The 18,162-nt window shown below is 69.6% G+C and carries 17 protein-coding genes; 10 read left to right on the top strand and 7 right to left on the bottom strand.

All coding sequences use genetic code 11. The features are described 5' to 3' along the window. Positions 1–13 precede the first annotated feature (13 nt). A complete protein-coding gene (locus D7I47_RS10805) occupies positions 14–1,150 on the bottom strand; it encodes an ABC transporter ATP-binding protein (protein ID WP_227000628.1) in 1,137 nt (378 codons plus the stop codon). A 258-nt stretch (positions 1,151–1,408) separates the two neighbouring features. Here D7I47_RS10805 and D7I47_RS10800 point away from each other — a divergent pair, with 258 nt between their 5' ends. The 4 genes from D7I47_RS10800 to D7I47_RS10785 all read left to right on the top strand — a co-directional run bounded on the left by D7I47_RS10800 (position 1,409) and on the right by D7I47_RS10785 (position 4,754). Beyond that, on the top strand, positions 1,409–2,101 hold the full coding sequence (locus D7I47_RS10800) for a phosphocholine cytidylyltransferase family protein (protein ID WP_120763045.1): 693 nt from the start codon (positions 1,409–1,411) through the stop codon (positions 2,099–2,101). An 83-nt stretch (positions 2,102–2,184) separates the two neighbouring features. Further along, on the top strand, positions 2,185–2,985 hold the full coding sequence (locus tag D7I47_RS10795) for an ABC transporter permease (RefSeq protein WP_120763043.1): 801 nt from the start codon (positions 2,185–2,187) through the stop codon (positions 2,983–2,985). Further along, entirely contained in the window at positions 2,985–3,740 is a 756-nt protein-coding gene (locus D7I47_RS10790) for an ABC transporter ATP-binding protein (RefSeq protein ID WP_120763041.1), read from the top strand. The genes D7I47_RS10795 and D7I47_RS10790 overlap by 1 nt, the downstream gene beginning before the upstream one ends. Before the next feature lie 57 nt (positions 3,741–3,797). Continuing rightward, a complete protein-coding gene (locus D7I47_RS10785; RefSeq protein WP_120763040.1) occupies positions 3,798–4,754 on the top strand; it encodes a hypothetical protein in 957 nt (318 codons plus the stop codon). 33 nt (positions 4,755–4,787) lie between these two features. Here D7I47_RS10785 and D7I47_RS10780 read toward each other — a convergent pair whose 3' ends face one another. Then, positions 4,788–6,218: an HNH endonuclease signature motif containing protein gene (locus D7I47_RS10780; protein ID WP_157981706.1), complete on the bottom strand. Its 1,431-nt coding sequence runs from the start codon at positions 6,216–6,218 to the stop codon at positions 4,788–4,790. 159 nt (positions 6,219–6,377) lie between these two features. Here D7I47_RS10780 and D7I47_RS10775 point away from each other — a divergent pair, with 159 nt between their 5' ends. Further along, complete coding sequence (locus D7I47_RS10775) at positions 6,378–6,644, top strand: hypothetical protein (RefSeq protein WP_120763037.1); 267 nt, start codon at positions 6,378–6,380, stop codon at positions 6,642–6,644. A gap of 9 nt (positions 6,645–6,653) precedes the next feature. Here D7I47_RS10775 and D7I47_RS10770 read toward each other — a convergent pair whose 3' ends face one another. Next, on the bottom strand, positions 6,654–6,956 hold the full coding sequence (locus D7I47_RS10770) for a helix-turn-helix domain-containing protein (protein ID WP_120763036.1): 303 nt from the start codon (positions 6,954–6,956) through the stop codon (positions 6,654–6,656). Positions 6,957–7,073: 117 nt separating this feature from the next. On the opposite strand from D7I47_RS10770, the gene D7I47_RS10765 reads away from it, so the two are divergent. Next, positions 7,074–8,813: a type I restriction-modification system subunit M gene (locus tag D7I47_RS10765; protein ID WP_120763932.1), complete on the top strand. Its 1,740-nt coding sequence runs from the start codon at positions 7,074–7,076 to the stop codon at positions 8,811–8,813. Further along, positions 8,810–10,075, top strand: a complete 1,266-nt coding sequence (locus tag D7I47_RS10760; RefSeq protein ID WP_157981705.1) for a restriction endonuclease subunit S domain-containing protein — start codon at positions 8,810–8,812, stop codon at positions 10,073–10,075. Before D7I47_RS10765 ends, D7I47_RS10760 begins: the two co-directional genes overlap by 4 nt. Positions 10,076–10,322: 247 nt before the next feature. Here D7I47_RS10760 and D7I47_RS10755 read toward each other — a convergent pair whose 3' ends face one another. Both D7I47_RS10755 and D7I47_RS10750 read right to left on the bottom strand, forming a co-directional pair. Continuing rightward, positions 10,323–11,555: a type II toxin-antitoxin system HipA family toxin gene (locus tag D7I47_RS10755; protein ID WP_120763034.1), complete on the bottom strand. Its 1,233-nt coding sequence runs from the start codon at positions 11,553–11,555 to the stop codon at positions 10,323–10,325. After that, a complete protein-coding gene (locus D7I47_RS10750; RefSeq protein ID WP_120763032.1) occupies positions 11,539–11,787 on the bottom strand; it encodes a helix-turn-helix domain-containing protein in 249 nt (82 codons plus the stop codon). Before D7I47_RS10750 ends, D7I47_RS10755 begins: the two co-directional genes overlap by 17 nt. A gap of 159 nt (positions 11,788–11,946) precedes the next feature. Between D7I47_RS10750 and D7I47_RS10745 the strand changes: the two genes are divergently transcribed. Beyond that, positions 11,947–15,066 carry a type I restriction endonuclease subunit R gene (locus D7I47_RS10745; RefSeq protein WP_120763931.1) on the top strand — a complete coding sequence of 1,040 codons (3,120 nt, stop codon included), beginning with the start codon at positions 11,947–11,949 and terminating at the stop codon, positions 15,064–15,066. A 9-nt stretch (positions 15,067–15,075) separates the two neighbouring features. On the opposite strand, the gene D7I47_RS10740 is transcribed toward D7I47_RS10745, so the two are convergent. Then, a complete protein-coding gene (locus D7I47_RS10740) occupies positions 15,076–15,654 on the bottom strand; it encodes a TetR/AcrR family transcriptional regulator (protein WP_120763030.1) in 579 nt (192 codons plus the stop codon). Beyond that, the gene (locus tag D7I47_RS10735; protein WP_120763029.1) at positions 15,651–16,136 is read right to left on the bottom strand and encodes a DUF1569 domain-containing protein; all 486 of its coding nucleotides are present in this window, start codon (positions 16,134–16,136) and stop codon (positions 15,651–15,653) included. Before D7I47_RS10735 ends, D7I47_RS10740 begins: the two co-directional genes overlap by 4 nt. Before the next feature lie 57 nt (positions 16,137–16,193). Here D7I47_RS10735 and D7I47_RS10730 point away from each other — a divergent pair, with 57 nt between their 5' ends. Then, a complete protein-coding gene (locus tag D7I47_RS10730) occupies positions 16,194–17,630 on the top strand; it encodes an aldehyde dehydrogenase family protein (protein ID WP_120763028.1) in 1,437 nt (478 codons plus the stop codon). 74 nt (positions 17,631–17,704) lie between these two features. After that, complete coding sequence (locus tag D7I47_RS10725) at positions 17,705–18,160, top strand: iron chaperone (RefSeq protein WP_120763027.1); 456 nt, start codon at positions 17,705–17,707, stop codon at positions 18,158–18,160. Positions 18,161–18,162 lie beyond the last annotated feature (2 nt).

Genomic DNA, 18,162 nt, shown 5'->3' with positions numbered 1-18,162 from the left:
AGGACGCGCAGCCTCAGTCGGAGAAGTTCTGCAACCACTCCATGCCCTCCACCGCTGCCTCGCCGCCCGCGAGCTCCACGAAACGCTCCTCGAGGCTCTTCCCCTCGAGCACCTCGGCGAGCGGCCCCTCGGCGAGCACCACGCCGTCGGCGATGATCGCGATCGCGTCGCAGACGCGCTCGGTCAGCTCCATGCTGTGGCTCGAGAGCACGACGGTGCCGCCCGCGGCCGTGAACCGCCGCAGCACGTCGAGCACGACGGAGGTCGAGACGGGGTCGACGGATTCGAAGGGCTCGTCGAGCACGAGCAGCCGCGGCGCGTGGATCATGGCGGCGGCGATCGCGATCTTCTTGGTCATACCGGCCGAGTAGTCGGAGACGAGCCGGTGCAGCGAGTGCTCGAGGCCGAACGCGGCCGAGAGGTCGGCGGCCCGCTGGGCGATCGTCGCCCGGTCGAGGCCGCGGAGGGCACCCGCGTGGTAGAGGAACTCGGCCCCGGTGAGGCGGTCGAACAGCCGCAGGCGGTCGGGCAGCACGCCGATCTTGCGCTTCGCGAGCGTCGGGTTGTCCCACACGTCAAGCCCGAAGACCCGCACGAGTCCGCCGTCCGGGCGCAGCAGGCCGGTGACCATCGAGAGCGTCGTCGTCTTGCCGGCACCGTTCGGGCCGACGATGCCGAAGAACGAGCCGGCCGGCACCTCGAGATCGATGCCGTCGACGGCCGCGGCCGAGCCGAAGAACTTCGTGAGCCCCTGCACCGAGAGGGCGACGTCGGCGGATGCGGGGGTCGCCGCGGGAGATTCGGGCGCCGTGCGCCGCACCGGGCGGCGCTTCTTCGCCGGCGCGGGTGGCTCGACGAGCTCCTCGACGGAGGTCTCGAGGGGCGTCTCGACGACCTCGTCGGCAAGCTCGTCGACGGGGGCCTCGACCGTCTCCTCGACGAGGAGCACGACATCCTCCGGCGCCTCGATCGCCTCGACGGGCGGCTCCGGCCGCTCGAGCACCGTGACATCCGCGGCCGTCGGGCGGGGCGGGTCGACGTGCGGCTGACCGCTGCGCGCCCGGGAGGCGGCGGAGGCCGATCCACGGCGCGCCGACGAGCCCGAGGGGCGTCGGCTGGAGGTTGTGGGGGTGGTCGGCTCAGACTCCACCGGTTCACCGTATCAACTGCTCACGCACCGCCCGAGAGCCTCCCAGCGAGATCATCCCCGAGGATGACTCGCGACGTCATAGAGTCGGGAAGCCGGTTATCACGAATAGAGAACAACCGGTGAACTCCCCGTGACTTCCCAACGACGATCGATAAAATCCACTGAGCACAACGGCGTGTCCTGAACCATCGCCCGCAGGTGAACGACACCTGAGCGACACCCAGTCGCACGGGCCGCAGAGACCACCGAGGAGACCCCGTGACCACGAACATCGTGATCCTTGCCGCCGGAATGGGCAGCCGTCTGGGCCGCTCGCTTCCGAAGCCGCTCACCGAGTTGAACGACGGCCGCACCATCATGCAGCAGCAGTTCGACAACATCCACCAGGCGTTCGGTCGCGACGTCAAGGTCACGATCGTCGTCGGCTACAAGCTCGAGCACATCATCGAGGCCTTCCCGCACGCGAACTTCGTCTACAACGAGGCCTACGACCAGACCAACACCTCCAAGAGCCTCCTCCGCGCCCTCCAGGCCACCAAGGACGCCCCGGTGCTCTGGATGAACGGCGACGTCGTCTTCGACCCCGAGGCCCTCGTGCGTGCCGGCGACCTGGTCGCCCGCGACCAGAGCTTCGTCTCGGTCAACACCGCCAAGGTGTCCGACGAGGAGGTCAAGTACACGACGGATGCCGAGGGCTTCATCCGCGAGCTGTCGAAGACGGTGCGCGGCGGGCTCGGCGAGGCCGTCGGCATCAACTTCGTCTCCAGCCGCGACAAGGCCGCCCTCGTGCGCCAGCTGCAGCGGGTCGACGCGCAGGACTACTTCGAGCGCGGCATCGAGCTCGCCATCGAGCACGACGCGGTGCGCTTCGAGCCGGTCGACATCAGCGACCTGTACGCGGTCGAGATCGACTTCGCCGAAGACCTCGAGCGCGCCAACCTCTTCGTCTGAGCGGCCGCCGCTCCTGCGGGGGTTTCGATACGCGCCTGCGGCGCTACTCAACCAGCGGGGTTCGCGCGCATTAGATTGATGCGGTGACCTCCGCCGCGCTCTCCCGACGCGACTGGTCGCCGTTCACCCGGTACCGGCGCTCGCTGTGGCTGCTGACCACCCGCGACCTCAAGGTGCGGTACTCGACCTCGTTCCTCGGGTACTTCTGGTCGATCCTCGACCCGCTCGTGATGAGCGGCATCTACTGGTTCGTGTTCACCCAGGTGTTCCAGAAGACCGTCGGCCACGAGCCGTACATCGTGTTCCTGCTGTCGGCACTGCTGCCCTGGATGTGGTTCACGGGCGCGATCTCGGACTGCACCCGCGCGTTCACGCGGGAGGCGAAGCTCATCCGCTCGACGACGATCCCGCGCACCATCTGGGTGGCGCGCCTCGTGCTGTCGAAGGGCATCGAGTTCGTCGCGAGCATCCCCGTGATCATCGTGTTCGCGATCTTCACCACGGCAGAGCTCCACTGGGAGGCCGTGTACGCGGTGCTCGCGATCGTCCTGCAGGCGATCCTGACGCTCGGCATCGGCCTGATGGTGGCCCCGCTCGTGGTGTTCTTCCGCGACCTGGAACGCGCCGTGAAGCTCGTGCTGCGGTTCCTGTTCTACGCCTCGCCGATCATCTACGGACTCGACGACCTCGCCGACATCGGGCTGTCGTTCTGGGGCTCCTTCAACCCGCTCGCCGGCATCTTCACCCTGTACCGGGCGGCGTTCTTCCCGCAGCAGCTGGACTGGTTCGCGGTGGCGGTGAGCGCCGGCATGAGCCTCGTCGCGCTCGGCATCGGCGTCGCCGTCTTCCAGCGCACCATCCGCACCGTGCTCAAGGAGATCTGATGGCGCCCGCCGCACGCGATGCGCCCGTCATCTCGGTGACGGATGCCGGCATCCGGTTCAAGCGCAACCGCTCCTCGCGCCGCAGCTTCAAGGACCTCTTCGCGGGCCGCAACCGCCGCAGCAGGCCGGGCGAGTTCTGGCCGCTGCGACACGTGAGCTTCGACGTGCACGCGGGCGAGGCGATCGGCGTGGTGGGCCGCAACGGCCAGGGCAAGTCGACCCTGCTGAAGCTCGTGGCGCAGGTCGTGTACCCGGATGAGGGCGCCGTCGCGGTGCGCGAAGGCGTCGCCCCGCTCATCGAGATCACGGGCGGCTTCGTCAACGACCTCTCGGTGCGCGACAACGTGTACCTGACGGCGGGCCTGCACGGCATGACGCGGCGCGAGATCGACCAGCGCTTCGACGAGATCATCGAGTTCGCCGAGATCGGCGACTTCGTCGACACCCCCTACAAGCACCTCTCGAGCGGCATGAAGGTGCGCATCGCCTTCGCCGTCATCTCACGGCTCGAGGAGCCCATCATCCTCGTCGACGAGGTGCTCGCGGTGGGCGACAAGGCGTTCCGCGAGAAGTGCTACACGCGTATCGAGGAGCTGCTGGCGGGCGGCCGCACGCTGTTCTTCGTCTCGCACAGCGAGCGCGATCTGCTGCGGTTCTGCACGCGCGGGCTCTACCTCGACAAGGGCTCACTCGTGCTCGACGCGCCCATCCGCGAGGTGGTGGACCGCTACAACGCGGACTACGGCGTGGTCTGACGGGTTCGCGACGCCCGCCGCGGTGGTGATTCCGGTCGGCTCGCGTAGCGTGGAGTCGTGCAGGCTCCCCCGGATGGCGTCGAGGGCGCGGCGCCCACGTCGGCGCCGGGCGGCGAGCTGGTGCCCGTCGTGACGCCATCGCAGGTGCTGCCGGGTGACACGGGTCCGGCGCCGGGCTCCCCCTCGGGCGAGGCGTCTCCCGCATCCGGGTCGGTCACGGGGGCTCGCGTCGACGCGATCCTGGATCGCATCATGTCGGTGCACCGGCCGGCGGTGCTCGCCCATCTGCGCGGCATCCGCTCGAAGTACCCGGATGCCTCCCCGCAGGAGGTGCTGCGGATCCTGGAGCGGCGCTACCTGACGACGGTGACGGCGAGCGGTGCCGGGGTCGGGGTGGCGGCGGCGGTGCCGGCGGTGGGCACCGGGGCGGCGCTCGCGATCTCGGGGGCCGAGACGGTGCTGTTCCTGGAGTCGACGGCGCTCTTCGCGCAGTCGGTGGCGGAGTTGCACGGCATCCCCGTGGAAGACCCGGATCGCGGACGCGCACTCGTGCTGGCGATGGTCGTGGGCGGGCCCGCGCAGGAGCTCATCACGCAGTTCGCGGGGCAGGCGACCGGCAGCGGGCAGTCGAAGCCGCAGTTCTGGGGCGCGCTCATCGCGAAGAACCTGCCGCGCACGGCGGTGACGCAGTTCATGGATCGGGTGCGCAAGGTGTACCTGCCGCGGATGATGGCGTCGGCGGGCGGGGGCATGGTCGCCCGGGTGCTGCCGTTCGGCGTGGGTGCCGTGGTGGGCGGCACCGCGAACCAGCTGCTCGGGCGTCGCGTGGTGGGCACGGCGCGCACGGCTTTCGGTCCGCCGCCGTACGTCTTCCCGGCGTCGACCGCGCCGAAGGTGGTGGCGCCGGGGCCGCGCCCCTCGCGTCGCGCCGAGCGGGCTGTGGCGGCCGGCGAGCGCCGTGCGATCCGCGCCGCCCGCAAGCGCCAGCCGCCGCCCCCGCCGTCGGTCGAGTAGCGCCCGCGGCGCGTGCGTCGAGACCGGGCGGACTCAACCGGCGCGAGAGTGCCGGTTGCGCGCAAGGTCGCGTTGCACGGGACTCTTGCCCGGCATGGGGATGGGTCTGCGTGCCGGGTCGACGCCCTCGGGCGGGATCAGCACGAACGCGCCCGAGCGCTTCTCGATCTCCCAGCCTTCGTTGTGGATGCGGAGGTGGTGGTACCGGCAGAGGAGGATGCCGCGTTCGACGCTCGTTCCGCCGCGATCCCGCTCCCAGTGGTCGATGTGGTGGGCCTCGACCATGCCGGCGCTGCGGCCGCAGTCGCCGAAGCGGCATCCGCCGTCGCGGATGGCGAGCGCCACGCGCTGCTTCGCTGTGTGCAACCGCCGAGTGCGGCCCACGTCGAGCGGGTTGCCCGACCGGTCGACGGTGATCTGCTGGACGCCGTCGCTGCAGAGGTGACGCTCGACGGTGTCACGAGAGACCGGGTCGGGCTGTCCGGCTACCCACCCGTGCCCTGTGGGCTGGTCGAGCTGCTCACGCGTCACGACCAGCTGCACCGCCGCACCGTGGACCCCGAGCAGTTGTGAGGCGTCGACGCCGGATCCGGCGCGAAGGAGGTCGAGGAACACGTCGGAGGCGAGTTGCTCGGGGGTGCGCGGATCGAGTTCGATCTGCTCGGCCGCCGCGCGCTGGCCCGGGTCGACGAAACGGGGACCGCCGCGCTTGGGCGAGGTGACGCGGTCGTAGAGATCGGTGACGTAGGCAGCCGACTCCGGATCGAGCAGCCACGAGAGTCGCGTCATCCCGTCGGGCTGGGGCAACAGCCGCAGCGCACGCTGTGCGAAACGCTGCCGTTCGCGGTCGGCGATGCCGGCCTCGTCGAGTTCGTCGCGCAGTTCCCGGGCGCGACGGAACACACGATCGGCATCGGGCACCGCGAATGACGACGCGGCTTCGGCGCAGATCGTACGGGCGGCATCCGTCAACTGCTCGACACTCACCCCGTCGGCGGGATCGCCGAGCCCACGCCGGATCGAGGCGACATGCTCGGCCCCGAACACCCCCGCGCGAACAGCCTCGGCGACTGGCCGCATCCACGACGCCGTGGGCACGACGATCTCGCCCGTGCGGGCGTCCGGAAGCTCGGCGGCCCCGTGGAGCGCCTGCCCAGCCCGCACCGCCGTCTTCACTTCGCGCATCGTGGCGCCGGTATGGGCCCGCAGGAACTCCTCTGTCGTGCGGTGGCCAGCCCGCTGGGCGAGCCCGTCGTAGCCGAACGCGGGTGCCGAGCGCCGGGCGATCTCACCCGCCACGAGCGCCCGGTGGCCGTCGAGCGCACGCTGCACCTCGCCGATGAGACGCGACACCTCGAGAAGCGCCGCGTCGTCGCTGCCGCGGTAGTCGGCCACCTCCGCCGGAAGACCACGCAGGGCCGCGAGGTGCCCGTGGAGCGTGTCGACCAGTTCGAGGGTTGCCATGCAGTCATTCTCCCACATTCGTATCTATGTTCCCATAGGGTGCAGCGAACTCAATTCAACAAAGGATTGAAGGTTGAACCACTCCTCCACAGAACGGCCGCAACCGATCCATCCATAGAACATGCGTTCGAGTCAGTGGCCGCACCTACCGTGCGCGGCATGGAGCCGTACCGCGTGCCTTTCACCTTCGACCGCAGCCGCGCGCCGCACTTCCGGCTGCGCAACACGGGCAGCGAACCCGTGCGCGGCGTGACCGCGACGCTGCTCGGCCGCGGCGTGATGCCGGCGGGTCCCCCGCGTGCCCTGCAGCCGGGCGATCAGCTCGAGCTGGTGGTGCGCGGCGACGACCTCGCCCGCGAGACGACGCTTGTCATCCGCTGGCTGCGCCCGAACGGCGAGGAGTACCTGTGGCGCGTCGCGTTCTGAGGTGCGGGCTCAGCCGTTGCGGCGCTTCTCGCGCAGGAAGTCGGCGACCGTGTAGCTCGACTTCGAGGGAGGCAGGTCACCGAGCCCGAGCCCCGTCACGAGGTCCGCCGGGTCGCGCTCCATGACACCCGCGAGCCGCACGATCGTGTCGAGCGTGGGGTTGCCGATGCCGCGCTCGATCTTGCCGTAGTTGGCGACGTTCATCCCCGCGAGATTCGCGAGCTCCATCTGCGAGACGCCGAGCTCCTGCCGGGCCTCCTTCAGCCGCTCCCCCACGATCCGGGCGGCGTTCGAGGAGGCTGCGGCTGGCACCCCTCATGCCTACTGTTCGGATGTCTCTGCCACGAGATTGCTTAAGCATCACTGCTTTAAGCATGATGTCTGTGTGCCGCACGTTGTCTTCCCCCGGTGTCGGCCCGGAGCCCGCGCGTGAGCAGCCTTGGCTCGTTCGTCTGGCAGATCGCCGACCAGCTCCGCGGCGTCTACAAGCCGCACCAGTACGGCGACGTCATCCTGCCGATGACGATCCTGCGACGTCTCGACTGCGTGCTCGAGGGCACGCGAGCGAAGACGGATGCGATCCTCGCCGAGCACGCCGACGACGCGCGACGCGACGCCCTCATCCGCCGCACCACCGGCCTCCGCTTCTACAACGCGAGCCCGTGGACCTTCGCCCGGCTGCTGCAGGATCCGGACGGCCTCCGCGCGAACCTCGTCGACTTCATCGCGGGGTTCTCGAAAGAGATCGACGTCTTCGAGCAGTTTAAGTTCGAGAACGAGATCCACACGATGGCGGAGAACAACCGCCTGCTGCTCGTGGTGCAGAAGTTCGCCGGGCTCGACCTGCACCCGGATCGCATGTCGAACGCCGAGATGGGCGACCTGTTCGAGGAGCTGATCCGCAAGTTCGCGGAGGCGTCCAACGAGACCGCCGGTGAGCATTTCACCCCGCGCGATGCGATCCGGCTGATGGTCGACCTGCTGTTCGCGGGCGACGACTCGGGGCTCACCGACGCGGGCACCGTGCGCTCCGTGTACGACCCGACCGCCGGCACGGGAGGCATGCTCTCGGTGGCCGAGGAGCGCATCCTGGCGCTCAACCCCGATGCCCGTCTCGCGCTCTACGGGCAGGAGATCAACCCTCAGTCGTACGCGATCTGCAAGTCGGACATGATCGCGAAGGGGCAGGATGCATCGAACATCCGCCGCGGCGACACCCTCGCCGACGACCTGTTCGCCGGCACCCGCTTCGACTACGTGCTCTCGAACCCGCCGTACGGCGTCGACTGGAAGGCCTCGCAGGAGGCGATCAAGCTGCACGTGCAGCAGGCGGGCGAGGCGAGCCGCTTCCCGGGCGGGCTGCCGCCGATCAGCGACGGGCAGATGCTGTTCCTGCAGCATGTGGCGACGAAGCTGCGGCCCAAGCACGACGGCGGGGGCCGCGCCGGCATCGTGCTGAACGGTTCGCCGTTGTTCACGGGCGCAGCCGAGTCGGGGCCGAGCCAGATCCGCCGTTGGCTGCTCGAGAACGACCTGGTCGACACGATCGTTGCCCTGCCGACGAACATGTTCTACAACACGGGCATCGCGACCTACGTATGGCTGCTCGACACCGACAAGCCCGCGGAGCGCGCGGGCACCGTGCAGCTGATCGACGCATCCGGCTTCTTCACGAAGATGCGCAAGAACCTGGGGCAGAAGTCGCGCGAGGTGTCGGAGGAGGACCGCGCGCGGATCGTCGAGCTCTACGACGCGCACTCCGAGGGCGAGCACTCGAAGATCTTCCCCACCGACACCTTCGGCTACTGGACGATCACCGTGGAGCGCCCGCTGCGCGACGAGGCGGGCGAGGTCGTGACGGATGCGAAGGGCCGCCCTAAGCCGGACGCGAAGCTGCGCGACACCGAGAACGTGCCGTTCGGCTACGGCGGCAATACCGAGGGCGCCTCCGGACGCGACGCCACTATCCGCGCCTACCTCGACGCCGAGGTGCTGCCGCACGTTCCGGACGCCTGGCTCGACCCCGCCAAGACGAAGGTCGGCTACGAGATCCCCTTCACACGGCACTTCTACACCTACGTGCCGCCGCGGCCGCTCGGGGAGATCGACGCCGAGCTCAACACCCTCGTCGCGGAGATCATGGAGCTGCTGCGCGAGGTGGAGCGGTGAGCGGCGTCGCTCCCTTCGCAGCTTACCGAGCAAGCAGTACCCCGCTGTTGCCAGACCCACCCGCCCATTGGAGCGACGAGCCGGTATGGACCATGTTCAGTCGGACCGCTCGGAAGGGATACCCGGACGAGACGCTTCTCTCGGTGTATCGCGACCATGGGGTCGTGCCGAAAGCCAGTCGCGATGACAACTTCAACCGGGCGTCCGAAGACCTCAGCGCATATCAATTGGTTGAGCCGGGCGACCTCGCGGTGAACAAGATGAAGGCCTGGCAGGGGTCGTTGTCAATCTCTAGGCTCAGGGGGATCGTGAGCCCTGCGTACTTCGTCTACGCGGCTCACCACCGCCACGAGGACCGGTATCTTCACCACCTCCTGCGCGCCACCCCACTCGTCGCCGCATATCGCACCCTTTCGACGGGGGTGCGAATCGGGCAATGGGACCTGGACCCACAGGCGTTCTCACGAATGAAGCTGCCGATGCCTCCTCGAGATGAGCAACGCGCCATCGCCGACTACCTCGATTGCGAGACCGCCCAGATCGACACGCTCATCGCGAAGCAGGAGGAGTTGATCGCGCGGCTGCGCGAGCGGCAGTACTCCACGTGGGCACGCTCGTACCAACGAACGCTTGAGTCAGCTCCAACCGTCGCGCTCCGACGCCTTGTGTCTTCGATCGTTGACGGACCATTCGGGTCGTCGCTGACGAGCTCCCACTACTCGGATACAGGGGCACGCGTGATCAGGCTCGGAAACATCGGGATCAACGAGTTTCGAACCGATGACATCACCTACATTCCGCTCGACTACTTCGCGCAGCTCAAGGCGCACGAAGCACTACCTGGTGACGTCGTGGTTGCCGGGCTCGGGGATGAACGCATGCCACTCGGGCGAGCAGCGGTCGTTCCTGATCTCGGCCCCGCCATCGTCAAGGCCGATTGCTATCGGTTGCGCCCTGACACGTCAACACTTTCCACATACCTAGCTTGGGTCCTCTCGGCGCCTCAGACGCGCGAACAGTTCGCGTTGCTCGCTCGGGGCTCAACCAGATCACGCTTGAACACATCCGTGGTTCTGGAAGCGAAGGTCCCCGTCCCCACCCTCGCACAGCAGCGCGAGATCGTCCTCACGTCCGACCAGCAGCAGTCCAAGATCGACGCGCTCATCGGGAAGGCGGAGCGGTTCATCGCGCTCGCGAAGGAACGGCGGGCGGCGCTCATCACTGCGGCCGTCACCGGCCAGCTGGATGTGACCGCGGCGTAGCCACCGCATCCGCAACTCAGGATGCGGCGCGCGTTTCGGGCATCCGCATCCCCGCCGCGACCGTGCGTCCTGAGTTGCGAAGGAGGCGGTCGACGCAACTCAGGACGGATGGTCGGATCCGGCAGCAGCAGCGGCGGAACGCGCGGGTTCTCCTGAGTTGCGAATCCACGGCGCCGGAATGCCGGGGCGCGACACGCCGCTTCGCGGCTGCTCAACCAGCGGGGCGTGTCACCCCGGGAGCGATCTCTCACACGGCGGCGGGGGCGCCAGCGGGGCGACCTGACTGCAGGTTCTCGGTGAAGGTGCGGATGTCGCGGCGGAGCTGCGGGTGCGCGCCCGGGAGCGGCTCCTCCGCGACAACGGCGGAAGCCAGCTTCGCGAGGGTGTCGTTGACGAGGGGCGCCGCGCGGCGGAGGCCCCAGGAGGCGAACTCGGCGAGCAGGTCGTCGCGCGTGACCTCGGCGTGCCGGTAGACGCCGTTGACGGCGAGCGCGAGCTCGCCGTCATTCGGGAGGTGCGCCTGCGGCACGACATCGTAGGCGGGCGCGAGCAGCAGCTCGCCATCCTCCGGGTGCAGCAGGCCGAGGTTCTTGGTGTGCAGGTCGAGGTTGCCGATACCGACCGCGAGTACCACCATCCGCGCGAGCCGCCGCAGCTCCGTCTCGGGGGCGTGCCGCACGAGCACGTCGGCGACCCGCGCCAAGCTCACCACACCCCCGATGCGCTGGTACTTCTGATTGCCGCTCGCGCCGAGCGCCTGGCTGAAGTCCTCCTGGTGCACGCGGCGTCCGCCCACCCGGTCGTAGCGTTCGATGACGAGCGCGGCAAGGCCGTCGAACACCTCGATGGCGGTTCCGAACGACGCCAGCCCGAGCCTGCGCGCCAGGCGCGACCCGTACTCCTCGTCGAAGATCACCGTCCCCGCGGGGCCGTCGAGTTGCGGCTTCAGGATGTGCGTCGTCGGGTAGCCGCCGAGCGCCCGCGCCCAGCCCCGCGATTCCCGCGCGAGCACGATCTTCGGCTGCACCCCGCCGAGAGAGGACTTGCCCGCGGCGGGGTCGTTCCCCAGGGGCGCGCCGATCGGATCCTCGAGCAGCGCACGGATGCCGGCGTCCGTCAGCGGCTCAAGCTCGGGCGTTCTCGGCTCGCTCGGGTCGTCAAGATCCCAAAGTTGCAGCGCGCCCGGCACATCCCGCCCGTAGCGGGCGAGGAACGCGGGCGTATCGCCACGACGGATGCCGCCCTGCGCGAGCAGGTAGTCGTACTGGTCGCCCTCCGGCAGCAGCTCGGCGAACCAGTTGCGGCGACGGCCCGCCTGATCGCGGCGCTGCTGCGACACGAGCGGAATGCTCGTCGCGAGCGCGGTGCTCCCTCTTCCGAATCGCTCGATGCCCTCCGGGGAGGCCGTGAAGTCGAAGGTGCGCGCGTCGCCGTCGAGGGTGCCGACGACGGTGTCGTACAGCTCAACCGCGAGGCGCATCATCAGGCTCCTCCCACGTCGCGGCGAATTCGAGGCCCGTCGCGCGGGCGAGCGTCAGCAGGCGCCGCAGGTAGATGGTGCCCTTGCCGTTCTCGATCTCGCTGATGGCGCTCTGGGTGAGGCCCAGTTCGGCCGCCAGCTCGGTCTGGGAGAGTCCGCGGGCGAGGCGGGCCTGTTGCACGGCGAGCCCGAAGTCGGCCGGGCTGCGCAGGCGGGTGGAGTGCTGCGACACGGGGCGCCTCCTCGGTTATCGGGATTTCAGGATAGTCGGGAGGCATCGGGAAATCTAGATATCCACCCAGTATCTGAATATTCAGATATCGGCGCCCGCAGCCGTCACCCGAGCGGGGCCTGGGGCGCAGTGCATGAATGCGCCATGCTTATGGGCATCATGGCAATCCACCACGAGAGCGGGCTCGAACTCGAGATCTGCGAGGCGCTCGAGTCCGACGGCTGGCTGTACTCCCCCACCGGGAAGGGCTACGACCAGGTGCGCGCCCTCTATCCCGAGGACGTGTTCGCGTGGCTGCAGGAGAGCCAGCCCGAGGAGTGGGCGAAGGTCGTGAAGCCCACCGCATCCGCCGCCGAGCAGGAGACGGCGAAGCAGCAACTGCTCGACCGGCTGGTGAAGACGCTCGACCTGCCGCTCGACGCAGGTGGCGGCACCCTCAACGTGCTGCGCACCGGGTTCAAGAAGACGCCGGCCAGCTTCGCGATGTGCGCCTTCAAGCCCGCGACGAGCCTCAACACGGCCGCGATCGCACGCTACGAGGCGGTGCGGCTGCGGGTGATGCGGCAGGTCCACTACTCGACCAAGAAGAAGGACTCGATCGACCTCGTGCTGTTCGTCAACGGGCTGCCCGTGGCGACGCTCGAGCTGAAGACCGAGAACACCCAGGCCCTCGCCGACGCGATCACCCAGTACCGCCACGACCGCGACCCGAAGGGCGAGCCGTTGCTCGGCTTCGGCAACCGCGCCCTCGTGCACTTCGCCGTCTCGGACGACCGGGTCGCGATGACCACGAAGCTCGCCGGAGCCGCCACCCACTTCCTGCCCTTCGACCGTGGCGCCGACGGTCGCAGCGGCAACCCGGTCAACCCGAACGGCGCGGCATCCGACTACCTGTGGACCCGCGTGCTGCAGCGCGACGCGTGGCTGCACATCCTCGGCAAACTGCTGCACCTCGAGAAGCGCACCGACACCGACCCGATCACCGGCGCCGTCACGAAGTCGACGAGCCTGCTCTTCCCCCGCTTCCACCAATGGGAGCTCGTCACGACCCTGCTCGACGCCGCCCGCGAAGAGGGGCCCGGGCACCGCTACCTCGTGCAGCACTCGGCCGGCTCCGGCAAGACCAACTCGATCGCCTGGCTCGCGCACGGCCTCTCCACGCTGCACGACGCATCCGACAGCAAGGTGTTCGACACCGTCATCGTGGTCACCGACCGCACCGTGCTCGACGACCAGCTGCAGCGCGCCATTCGCGAGATCGAGGGCGTCGACGGCACCGTCGCCACCATCAACGCGGACGAGGTGCGCAGGGCCGGCGATCAGGTCGCCTCGAAGTCGGGACTGCTCGCGCGCGAGCTGCTCTCGGGCAAGCACATCGTGATCGTGACGCTGCAGACCTTCCCCTTCGCGCTCGAGGCGATCCGGAACAACGCCGGTCTCGCCGGTCGGCGCTTCGCGATCATCGCCGACGAGGCGCACTCCTCGCAGACCGGTGAGGCCGCGAAGAAGCTCAAGGAGGTACTCACCGCCGAGGAACGCACGGACGTCGACGACGGTGCCGACTTCGACACCGAGGCGGTGCTCGCCGCGCAGATGGCGGCGCGGGCGGACTCCCCGAACCTGTCGTTCTTCGCCTTCACCGCCACCCCGAAGGCGAAGACCCTCGAGCTGTTCGGGCGGATCGGCGACGACGGCACGCCGCATCCGTTCCACCTCTACACGATGCAGCAGGCGATCGAGGAGGGCTACATCCTCGACGTGCTGAAGAACTACACCACCTACGACACCGCGTTCCGAGTGGCCGAGCGCGACCAGCGCCGCCTGCAGGCGGTCGAGGTGGTCGACGAGGCGGAGGCCACCCGGAAGCTCATGCGCTGGGTGTCACTGCATCCCACCAACATCGCCCAGAAGGTGCAGATCATTGTCGAGCACTACCGCACCAATGTGCGGCACCTGCTCGACGGGCACGCGAAGGCGATGGTGGTGACGAGTTCGCGCGAGCACGCGGTGCGCTACAAGGAGGCGATCGACGCCTACATCGCCAAGAAGGGGTACCGGATGGCGACACTCGTCGCGTTCTCGGGCACCCTCACCGCGGAGCAGGTCCCCGGTGCGCAGCTCACCGGCGTCGAACCGCCCTATTCGGAGGCGAACCTCAACAGCGAGCTGCGCGGGCGCACCCTGCCCGCCGCGTTCGCATCCGACGACTTCCAGATCCTCATCGTCGCCAACAAGTACCAGACTGGCTTCGACCAGCCGCTGCTGTGCGCGATGTACGTCGACAAGCGCCTCTCGGGGGTGACGGCGGTGCAGACACTGTCGCGACTCAACCGCACCTACCCGGCCGCGGGCAAGGACACCACCTTCGTGCTCGACTTCGTGAACGACCCCGCCGAGATTCTCACCTCGTTCCAGCCGTACTTCCGCGACGCGCGCCTCTCGGCGGTGACGGACGTCGACGACATCCACGACATCCGGTCCCGCCTCGATGCGGCCGGGATCTACACGGATGCCGAGGTCGATGCGTTCACGGAGGCCTACCACGCGGGCGCCACCCGCAGCGCGCACACGGCGCCGCTCAAGGCCGCGGCCGACCGCTTCAACGGCCGCCTCGCGGATGCCGTCGACGCGGACCACCGCGCCGATGTCGAGGAGCTGGAGCTGTTCCGCAAGAACGTTGGCACCTTCGTGCGCATGTACGACTTCCTCTCCCAGATCGTCGACTACGGCGACACGGGCCTCGAGAAGCGCTCCCTCTACCTGCGGCTGCTGCTGCCACGGCTCACCGGGCGTCGCGAGGAGGAGCCGATCGACTTCTCCGCTGTCGAGCTCACCCACATCAAGCAGGCGCGATCCGGCGACCACCACCTCGACCTCGCGCACGGCGAGACGGTCGAACTCGCCCCGTATCTCGACGCGGGCTCTGGCGCCGCGCGTGACCCACGGATGGTGCGCCTGGCCGAGGTGCTCGCGCGGATCAACGAGCTGTTCGCCGACGAGGACTTCACCCCCGCCGAGCAGCAGTCGTGGGTGGAGGGGCTCGTGACGGTGCTGAGCGCCGACCCGCTCATCCGCACCCAGGCGGTCGCCAACACCCGCAATCAGTTCATGGAGTCACCGGACCTCGGACACGCCGTCACCGAGGCGATCATCACGAGCCATGCGAGCCACCAGCGCATGACCGACCTCTACTTCACCCGCGCTGAGCTGCAGGTCGAGATGCGCAAGTTGCTGGGCGAACTCGTGCACGAGGCGATCTCGGGCGAGCGCGGCGCATAGGCGCCCCCGCTACTCCCCCGCGTGGTGCACGGCCGCGGTCAGCAGGCGCACATAGGCAGCGTCGGGGATGCCGTCGCCGACGATGAGGGGCGAGAGGCCCGCCATGGTGAGCAGCATCGCGAAGGCGGTGGCATCCACACCGGCGACCCGCTCGCCGCGGGCGGCGGCCTGGGCGAGCACCTGCTCGACGCGGGCGCGCGTGCGGCCGAATACTTCGGCGCGCAGCACGGCGGCGAGCTCCTCGTCGTGCGAGGAGGCGCCGATGAGGGTGAGCAGCGCGGTACCCACGCCCCCCGCCATCGCGGCGTGCTTGTGGGCGAGCAGTTCGGCGAGGTCGCCCGCGAGGGTGCCGGTGTCGACGGGGGCGAGGGCGTCGTCGACGAGCCGGGCGGCGGTGTCGGCGACGAGCTCCTGCTTGGAGCGCCAGCGACGGTAGATGGCCGCGGTCGAGGAGCCGGCGCGGCGGGCGACACCCGCCGTGGTCAGCCCCGCGTAGCCGAGTTCGATGAGCTCGGCGATCGCCGCCGCGATGAGCGCGTCGTCGAGCGCCGGGTCGGCGGGGCGCCCGAGGGCGCGCGGCTCGCTCACGCGGCCACCCGGGCGGCGAGCCCGGGCAGGTGCTCGCGCAGGTGCATGGCCTGCAGGCTGGCGGCCTGCGGCACCGTGCAGCGCCCGTAGACCGGATGCGGGTGCAGCTCGCCGGCGAAGCCCGCGAGACGCTCCACCGCATCCCGCAGCTCGGCGACGCTCGCCGCGAGCGCGGCGTTCGGGTCGAGTTCGGGCGCGCCGGGGACGGGGGCGGCGAGGTTGTGCCGCATGGCGCCGCGCCGCAGGAACACCTTCTTCACCGCGTGCCCGACGCTGTGCCGAACGACCGCGGGCGAGAGCTTCGGGTAGCCCTCCATGGCGTAGCGGATGCTCTGGGCGGCGTGCTGCACCGTCTCGCCGAGCGGGAAGCCGCCGCGCGGCCCGAGCAGCCCCTCGGTGTCGCCGCTCTCGGCGGCGGATGTCAGGGCCGCGGTGAGCGCCCGGAGTTCGCGGATGCCGTCGGCGGGGGTTTCGTCGGTCATGGCAGCGAGACTAGCAGAAACGAAACGGATGCGTTCCGTTTCTGATATGGTCACCCCATGACCTCGACCCTCAGCGCCGACGAACTCACCCGCATCAGCGACACCGTCGCCCGCAGCCGCGCCCGGTTCGAGAGCGGCGTCACCCGTCCGCTCGCCTGGCGACGCGGCCAGCTCACCGCCCTCGCCCGCCTGCTGAACGAGCACGAGGACGCGCTCGCCGACGCCCTGCACACCGACCTCGGCAAGAGCCGCGGCGAGGCACTGCTCACCGAGCTCAACGTCGTGCACGGCGAGATCGCGCACACCCTGCGCCACCTGAGGCGCTCGGCCCGCCCGCGCCGCGCCCCGCTCCCCCTCGCCCTCGCCCCGGCAAGCGCCAAGCTCGTCCCCGAGCCGCTCGGCGTGATCCTCATCATCTCGCCCTGGAATTACCCGCTCCAGCTGCTGCTCTCGCCCCTCGTCGGCGTCATCGCCACCGGCAACACCGCCGTGCTGAAGCCGAGCGAGCTCGCCCCGGCCACCTCCGCGATCCTCGCCCGGCTGCTGCCCGAGTACCTGGATGCCGACGCGGTGCAGGTGGTCGAGGGCGCCGTCGACGAGACCACGGCTCTGCTCGCCGAGCGCTTCGACCACATCGTCTACACCGGCAACGGCGCCGTCGGCCGCATCGTCATGCGCGCCGCCGCCGAACACCTCACCCCCGTCACCCTCGAGCTCGGCGGCAAGTCGCCCGTCTGGTTCGACGACGACGCCCGCATCGACCAGGCCGCGCGCCGCATCGCCTGGGCCAAGTTCGTCAACGCCGGCCAGACCTGCGTGGCGCCCGACTACATCCTCACCACCCCCGACCGCGTGGATGCCCTGGCCGCCGCCCTCGACCGCGCCGTCGCCGAGATGTGGGGCGCCGACCCGCGCACGGGCGGCGACTACGGCCAGATCGTGAACACCCGCCACTTCGACCGCCTGCTCGGCTACTTGGGCGACGGCGAGATCGTGAGCGGCGGCGAACACGACCGCGACGCCCGCTACCTCGCCCCCACGATCATGCGCGTGCCCCAGCCGGCCGACCCGCGCGCCGCGCGCACCCCCGAGACGACGCCGGCCATCCTGCGCGACGAGCTGTTCGGGCCGATCCTGCCGATCGTGCCGGTCGCCTCCTTCGACGATGCGATCGCCTACGTCAACGCGGGCGACAAGCCCCTCGCGCTCTACGTGTTCTCCGGATCCGCGGCCACCCGCGAGGCCTGGATCTCGCGCAGCTCCTCTGGCGCGGTGGGCATCGGCGTCGGGCTCGCGCACGCGGGCGTGCCGACGCTGCCCTTCGGCGGGGTCGGCGCGAGCGGCATGGGCGCGTACCACGGCGACGCCTCGTGGCGCAGCTTCAGCCACCTGAAGCCCGTGCTGAAGAAGCCGCTCAGCCCCGACACGCTGCGCTTCATCCAGCCGCCGCTCACCGGCATCCGCGCGAAGATGGCGAGCATCATCGGCCGTTGAGCCGGGTCGTTTTCGAGAAGCCGCGACGACATCCGCGGTCCTACGCTCGGACTCACGAGTCGAAGGAGTGACGGATGGCCGAGAAGACCGAACGCGGTGGCGACGTCTGGAGCGCGGAGGAGAAGGCCGCGATGAAGGAGCACGCCGCCGAGCAGAAGGCGGCGCGCTCGCGCACCGGCACGAAGGAGCAGAAGGCCGCGGCCGACGCGCAGGCGCTGCTCGAGAAGATCGCCGAGCTTCCGGATGCCGACCGCGCGATCGCCGAGCGGGTGCACGAGCTCATCACCTCGACGGCCCCGCAGCTCGCGCCGAAGACCTGGTATGGCATGCCGGCCTACTACCGGGACGGCAAGGTGCTGTGCTTCTTCCAGGCCGCCTCGAAGTTCAAGGCCCGCTACGCGACGCTCGGCTTCGACGAGTCGGCGGCGCTCGACGACGGCGACATGTGGGCGACCTCCTTCGCGCTCGCGAAGCTCACCCCCGCGGTGGAGAGGCGGATCGTCGGGCTCGTGCAGCAGGCGATCGGCTGAGC

The sequence above is a fragment of the Protaetiibacter intestinalis genome (assembly GCF_003627075.1).
Classification (GTDB): domain Bacteria; phylum Actinomycetota; class Actinomycetes; order Actinomycetales; family Microbacteriaceae; genus Homoserinibacter; species Homoserinibacter intestinalis.
The sequence above is the reverse complement of the archived record's forward strand: the minus strand, read 5'-3'. Positions and strand labels throughout refer to the sequence as shown.